Source organism: Tychonema sp. LEGE 07196, from assembly GCF_963890365.1.
Lineage (GTDB): Bacteria > Cyanobacteriota > Cyanobacteriia > Cyanobacteriales > Microcoleaceae > Microcoleus.
Map to the genome: position 1 here is coordinate 1 of NZ_CAWPRX010000139.1, position 6,870 is coordinate 6,870.

At 48.7% G+C, this 6,870-nt stretch carries 4 protein-coding genes; all 4 read right to left on the reverse strand.

Features of this window, described 5'->3' with window-relative positions:
• Positions 1-214 precede the first annotated feature (214 nt).
• The 4 genes from AACV78_RS15920 to AACV78_RS15935 all read right to left on the reverse strand — a co-directional run bounded on the left by AACV78_RS15920 (position 215) and on the right by AACV78_RS15935 (position 6,606).
• On the reverse strand, positions 215-2,746 hold the full coding sequence (locus AACV78_RS15920) for a PAS domain S-box protein (RefSeq protein ID WP_194012904.1): 2,532 nt from the start codon (positions 2,744-2,746) through the stop codon (positions 215-217).
• Between the two features lie 329 nt (positions 2,747-3,075).
• Entirely contained in the window at positions 3,076-5,322 is a 2,247-nt protein-coding gene (locus AACV78_RS15925) for a glycoside hydrolase family 57 protein (protein WP_194012903.1), read from the reverse strand.
• 258 nt (positions 5,323-5,580) lie between these two features.
• The gene (locus tag AACV78_RS15930) at positions 5,581-5,820 is read right to left on the reverse strand and encodes a NifU family protein (RefSeq protein ID WP_194012902.1); all 240 of its coding nucleotides are present in this window, start codon (positions 5,818-5,820) and stop codon (positions 5,581-5,583) included.
• Positions 5,821-5,955: 135 nt separating this feature from the next.
• Positions 5,956-6,606: a DUF3386 domain-containing protein gene (locus tag AACV78_RS15935; RefSeq protein WP_194012901.1), complete on the reverse strand. Its 651-nt coding sequence runs from the start codon at positions 6,604-6,606 to the stop codon at positions 5,956-5,958.
• Between the last annotated feature and the right edge of the window lie 264 nt (positions 6,607-6,870).

Genomic DNA, 6,870 nt, shown 5'->3' on the forward strand with positions numbered 1-6,870 from the left:
AATGCTGTTGTATCTTTGTATATTAATTGCTTCGCGCAGAATTCGCAAGATTTTGAATGAGTTCTTTATTTCCGAAACGTTGCTGGCGAGGTCTTCTTCAAAGGTTGCGTCTTTTTTCTATCAAAATTACCAATGCTAATCAGTCTGTTCATTAATTTACCGAGAATCTAGTTCCTAAATCCTAGGTAAATCTAGGTAAACTGTCAACTGTAGCCTACCCTTCTCCGAGAATTGGCAGACTTAAGAAAAAAGTGCTGCCCTCATCCAAAACACTCTCTACCCAAATCCTGCCCCCGTGCTGCTGCACGATACTGCGACAAATAGCCAGCCCCAAACCAGTACCTCCTTTCTGGCGAGAATCAGAACCATCAACCTGTTGAAAGCGTTCAAAGATAATCTCTAGCTTGTCTGGCGGAATGCCCCGCCCTCGGTCTTTGACAGCAATCACGATAGACGAACTCACGGACGACAAGTGCGGATTGGTGGCGGCAGCATGAGGAGACGATCGCGACTTCGAGTCCGATCGCGCTATCAAATCCCGATCGTGCATCAACTCCCCGCTCAGCCAAACCGTAGCTCCGGGCGGAGAAAATTTAATAGCATTGCTGAGCAAATTTGTCAAGGCTTGAATTAGCCGATCGGGCACAGCCCGCAACAAAGCTTCCACAGGCCTGACGGACAAAATAACTCCCGCCTGTAGCGCCATGCCCTGCATCTCGTCAGCGGCCTGCAACATCAGCTCAGCAACATTGCAAGTTTGTTTGACTGCAGTGCTGTAACTCGACTCCATGCGCTCTAAATCGAGAATGTCGTTGATCAAGCGCACCAAGCGGTCAGTATTAGTGACAGCAATCTCCAGCATCCGCTTGGCTTTGTGGGGGTGAACGTCAAGCAAACCGCTGTTGAGGAGGCCTAGAGCGCCGTGAATCGAAGTCATCGGTGTCCGCAGTTCGTGGCTGACAACGGAGATGAATTCATCTTTCATGCGCTCGACGGCAAGCCGATCGGTGATATCTTTAAAAGTCACCACGGCTCCAATAATTTGGCCTTGTTCTCGCATCGGAGCAACAACGTACTCCACCGGAAAAGTGCTGCCGTCAACGCGCCAAAAAACTTCATCATTAACGCGCCGAACCTCTCCGTCTGCTAAGGTGTCTAAAATTTGAGAACTTACCCGCAAGGGCAGTTTTCCCGTTGGCGCGGCGGCGCAGTCGGCGACAAGTTCAGAAGCAGAATTAATGACTGTTGCAGGCGACAAAAGCTCGATCGCCCGCGAGCATTCTTCGGGAGAACGGTTTATGGTTTCATAGAGCGGTCGATCGATCCATTCCTTCGAGCCGCAGCCGGCCATTCTCACCGCCGCCGGATTGACAAAAGTTACTTTTCCCTGTTTGTTCAACCCGCAAATGCCTTCCCCGGCGGAGAACAAAATCATTTCTGTTTGGTGGCGGAGTTGTTCTAGGGCTTTTTCAACTCGCTTGCTGTCGCTGATGTCGCGAGCGATTGTCGAAACCCCCGTCACCATTCCTTTAGCGTCTTTAATCGGAGAAATCGTCAGGGACACATCTATCTGTTCGCCGTTTTTGCGTAAGTGTACGGTTTCGTAATGGTCGATAGTGGTTCCAGCCCGAATATTTTCCAGAATTTGGGGCATTTCCTTCGGGCGTTCGGGTATTGCTAAAATTTCGATCGACTTCCCCTTGACTTCCGCCGCACAGTAGCCGTAAATCTTCTGGGCTCCTGCATTCCAGCTCTGAATTGTCCCGGCGAGGGTTTTGCCGACGATCCCGTCGTCAGAGGACTCGACAATGGACGCTAAGCGGACGAGTTCATCTCTAGCTTGCTTGTATTCGGTGATGTCGCGACCCAAAATCACGATACTTTTGCGTCTGCCGTCAGGGTGAAATAGGGGTACTTTAATCACGTCGTAGATTTTCACAGTACCGTTCGATTGGGGAATCACTTCTTCACCCCTAGAAAGCATACCTTTTTCCCACGCGGCTCGATCGCTCACCTCGCACGCCTGTAGCGCCTCCAGATAAAAAGGGCTGAGTTTTCCTAGCTGAGAATCTGTCAGGCCGCGGTATTCATCTGCTGATAGCTCGAACAATTCCAGTATTGCTTGATTTGCCTCCTGCCATCTGCTTTCGCCATCTTTGAAGCAGACAATATCTGGCATGGCATTCATCAGCAAGTCGAGATAGAGGTTTTCTCGCAGTGCAGCTTCTGCCTCGGCCCGCTTAGCGATTTCCTGTTGCAGGTTTTTGTTGGCCGTTTGCAGCGAATCAATTAACAAACTTTCGCTAACAGTGCGTTGTTTAATTATTTCTTGGAGTCTGTGGACTTCTAGCGACAGCTTCCTGCGGGCCAACAAATTCTCTACCCGCAAGTGCAGTTGGGCGGCCTCTGCGGGAGTTGCGATTAAATCGTCAATTCGGCGATCGAGTTTTTGTGTCTGCTGCCAAAAATGCGGATCGGTGAGGGCCGGGGTTTGGGATGTGCCCAGGAGCAAAAACGGTAAAAATATCGGCTCGGCGGCTGTTTTTAATGCTTCTATCAGCGGCCCGAGGCGATCGAAATTTGCCTCGTCGAGAATGCACAAGTCAAAAGCAATTTTAGGAATGTGAACTTCTGAGTTTGGTTCGCAAGTGCGATCGGGTACGATCACCTCATGTTGGGTGTTGAGGTGTGCGATCGGCAAATTAGGTTGTTGGTGGCGATCGACCAAGAGCAAAATGCGGTTCATTGAATTTGATTTATTTCCTCATAAATAATGATTTAATTTCATCTGAATTCACTTGCTATCTGGTTTGTCGTGAGAACTGAAGTCCTCAGAAAATGCAGGACTAAAGTCCGAACGATCGAACCTCTTTTCTAGCTGGTTTGTGCTGAGGACTGAAGTCCTCGGAAAATACAAAACTAAAGTCCAAACGATCGAACCTCTTTTTTCGCGATCTACCTACCGGACACAATCAAACATAATCTGACTAATGACTAATGACTACTGACTACTGACTACTGACTACTGACTACTGACTACTAACTACTGACTACTGACTACTGACTACTGACTCTTTACGGCATTCCGATCGCAATCAAAGAATCGAACGGCATACAACTAGAATAACGCTCCCCTTCCGATAAAACCGCAATCAGCTTCATTTGCCAGTCTGGCATAATTTGCAAATCCGCCCAGGGCACTGCTATCTCCAAACATTTATCCAGTCCCACTTGGGTTCTGCTGATGCGGGGATGCCACTCATCGCCCTCTCCTGCTTCTTGAAACCAAATCGATTTCGTCAGTAAATTAATCTCTAACTGATGGTGGAACCGATAGTTGAGCGGTGCTTCGTCGGGCCAACCCGACAGTGGGATCGGACTGTTGTGCATCGTGCGATCGGGATAATACCAGAACAAGTTTAACTGCGGCGGGCAATCAATACCCGGCCGCACCCCAGCATTGAAGTCGGCGCGCAGGTAAAAATTCAAGTGATCGACTCCGTACCAAAGCCGCTGAATTGCCGAACTCCGGTGCATTGTACCCCTTGCTCCGCCAATTTCAATGCGGCCGGCTTTGTCCCAATCCTGTTCGTTGCCGATACCGTCGATAATCGGGTGAATAAAGCTCAGCGGTTCGCGATCGCCAGCCGCGTGATGCGCCTCTACTTGCCGCCGCACTTCCGGGGGTACAGCCTCGCCGAGAGCTTCGTAAATTCCTGCTACGTGTTCGCGAAATAACTGATCGAACATAGCATCTTGATTTGACGTGTGGCCTTCGCCAAACCACCAAAACCAGTCGGAACCTTCGGCCGCATAAAGCGCTTCCCAAGCTTCGGGATTGCTTTCTTCCGTGGCTTCTGGATGGTTCGCCAGCATTTGTCTCGCGGCCCCTAACAAGTCCCAAGCGCGATTTTTCGCGGGATCGCCGATCCAAGTTGTCAGGGAACCGTCTACCCAGGAACCTGTGTGCAGTTGGGCTGCGGGTATTGTTTCGGTGGCTGGGAATTTGTCTAGAAATTCCGAAACTGTGACTAATTTGATATCTGGGCTATCGCTGAGGGTTTCATAGAGCGATTCTAAGAACGGTTTGCCGTCTTCGGGATAGAATTCCCAGCAATTTTCGCCATCAAGGGCGATCGTCACCAACCAGGGATTTTCTAAAGCTGTTTCGCCGCTTGACTGTCGGTGTTTGAGAGTTCTGCCGATCGCCTCCAAGTGTCCCACCAAATCTGACGCTGCTTTCTTCGGTTCCATAGAACCGTAGGTAAACCCAATCAAATCAGACAATCTGTGGTCTCTAAATACGATCGCCAAATCGCCATCAGGAGTTTCTAAACGATAAGGACGATACAACAATTCTGGCTCGTAAACATTCCCCGCCCCATCCCGGTTAAAAAACTGTTTAATTGTCCACCCCAATACCGCCTCATCCGAGACAATCCATTTAAAACCTTGTTTAGCAATGTAGGGCAAAATTTCCGGGCTGACAGCCTGTTCCGACGGCCACAAACCGCGCGGTTGGCAATCAAACCTTTCTTGATACATTTCCCAGGATTTTCTCAAGTGTCTGGGAATATCTTCTGCCCACTCAAACCGATGTTTTGGCAGCGTCATGTTAGGAATAGCTACGCGGCCGCTGTTGGTGTCGGCAAGCAGCGGTAAAATCGGGTGCGTGTAGGGGGTTGTGGAGACTTCTAACTGTCCCTCAGCTTGCATTTTACGGTGCTGGGGAATGATTTTTGACAGTATTTCTTTTTGTTTTGCGTAGATGTTTTTTCGGTCTGCCAAGCGGAAACCTTGTCCTTGTTTCAGCCACCCGGCAATTTCGGGGTCATCCCAAAACAGCGGATCGATCCAAGCTAAATTGTGCCACGCCAGCAAATCCCCAAAATCCTGGACAGTCCAGTTTTCCAAGCACCACTGAATGCCTTTTTCCTGTCGCTGAGTGTAGAGTTGAGCGTACCGGGGATGGGGCTGAATCAGGGTGTGGTAATTGGCATCAAAGAAGTGTTCTAAAACAAACTCTTTTTCTTCGATGTTTAAATCATCGGCTCGCTTGAGAGTTACCGCCAAGTAAGGATCTAATGCTTTGTCTGCGATGCAGTCTTCTATCTGCAAAATTAAGGACGGAACCAGGTTTACTGTTTGATGCAGTTTGGGATATTTTGCCAGAATTAGCACTAAATCCAAGTAATCTTTGACTCCGTGCAGGCGCACCCAAGGCAGTCGGTATTGAGCTTCTTTTGCTGTAGCGGATACTCGGGATTTATACAGCGGTTGGTGTTGGTGCCAAATGAAGGCTACGTAAAGGGGGTGAGACATCGCATTTGGTAATGGTAATTCAAAAAAAGGTAACAGTCAGTTGACTGTTGACTGTTGACTGTTGGCTATTGGCTGTTGGCTGTGGACTGTCGGCTGTTGACTGTTGACTGTTGACTGTTATTAGTTAATGCTTTCGGGCCAATTGCCAACAACCAATTGCCAATTACCAATTGCTTTCCTACCAACAACCAATTGCTTTCCTACCAACTGCCAATTGCTTTCCTACCAACTGCCAACTACCAACTGCCAACTAACTAATTACATTACCTGTTCGACTTCGGCAATTTCTGGAATTGCTTCGCGCAGGCGGCGTTCAATACCCATTCTCAGAGTCATGGTGGAACTCGGACAAGAGCCGCAAGCTCCTTGCAGTCTCAAGTGTACTACCGGGCCGTCGATTTCTACGAGTTCGACGTTGCCGCCGTCGGAAATCAGGTAGGGACGCAGTTCATCGAGAACTGTTTCCACGTTATCTCTGGTTAGTGCTAGTGTCGTCATATTTTGCCTCTGAAATAATTTCTTGATATTGGGTTTATTCGATCGTAGCCTGAGTTGCTGCCAAATCCAGCCGTCTTGGACGCGCAACTTCGATTTTTAGGGTGGGCGACGGGCCGCGCACCCCAGTCTGTAAGATTAAACTACTGCTGGTTGCAGCAGTTTGATGTTGGAATAGTTAAATTCGGTTGTTGTCAGTTGACCTTTTTCTTTCGATCGCACTACTTGCTTCGTCATGACATAATAGTCGCCTATTTTGTCAAAGGTATCTTCAAATTCTAGTTCTTTGATGATTTCGTTGGTTTCGGGGTTGCGGAAAACCGCATCGTAGTGGCTAGCCAAAGAACCTTCGGGAGTCTCTAAGCTTTTGTGCGTGTCAATGACGAAAGCCATGCGGCCCATCACCCGGCTGACTTGACAAATTGACAGACCTCGGATTTTATAATTCGAGCCCATTGAGTCGCCTTTCACTAGAATATCCACAGCCTCGCTGCTGTCCTTCTCGCCGAGGGTGAAGCTATTTTTGCCGTGAGATTGTTCAAATGATGAGCGCTTGCGGTGGGTAACAATGTCCCGCATTTGGGTGTAAACGCTCTGCTTCACTTCTTCGTCTGCAATACCGCTGACTTCCACGCTCATGTCTGGTTTGATGGAAACATGGCCCGTATATACTTCGTCGCCTTGTTTGAGTTCAATATCGGCACTGTAACCGGGAAAATTCGCATCCCAGGTGTAGCGGTGTTCGTAAGCAGCGCGAAACAAATCGCGAGCGTTGGCTTGCTCTGACATAAATTCCTCTTTGTGTTGACACCCATCTAGTTTAGCTTAAGGGCTGGCTGGCCCCACATTCAGCGCATAGGCGGTTTCCCGACTCTCGTACTAGCACTTCTTGAGGTTGCTGCTGCGATCTTGATTTGAGCGCAACAAAAATTTACTTTTTTTGTCGGTTGCTACGATCGAAAATAAACTTAAAACATAGCTGGTTGTTGAGATCGCGCTCGATCGCCCTACACCAGTCTTATACCAATTTCATAAAGTAGCGCTAGATATTAC

Excerpts from the sequence above, each read along its gene's own strand:
- AACV78_RS15920 (WP_194012904.1), bottom strand. The coding sequence starts at position 2,746 with ATGAACCGCATTTTGCTCTTGGTCGATCGCCACCAACAACCTAATTTG.
- AACV78_RS15925 (WP_194012903.1), bottom strand. The coding sequence starts at position 5,322 with ATGTCTCACCCCCTTTACGTAGCCTTCATTTGGCACCAACACCAACCG.
- AACV78_RS15930 (WP_194012902.1), bottom strand. The coding sequence starts at position 5,820 with ATGACGACACTAGCACTAACCAGAGATAACGTGGAAACAGTTCTCGAT.
- AACV78_RS15935 (WP_194012901.1), bottom strand. The coding sequence starts at position 6,606 with ATGTCAGAGCAAGCCAACGCTCGCGATTTGTTTCGCGCTGCTTACGAA.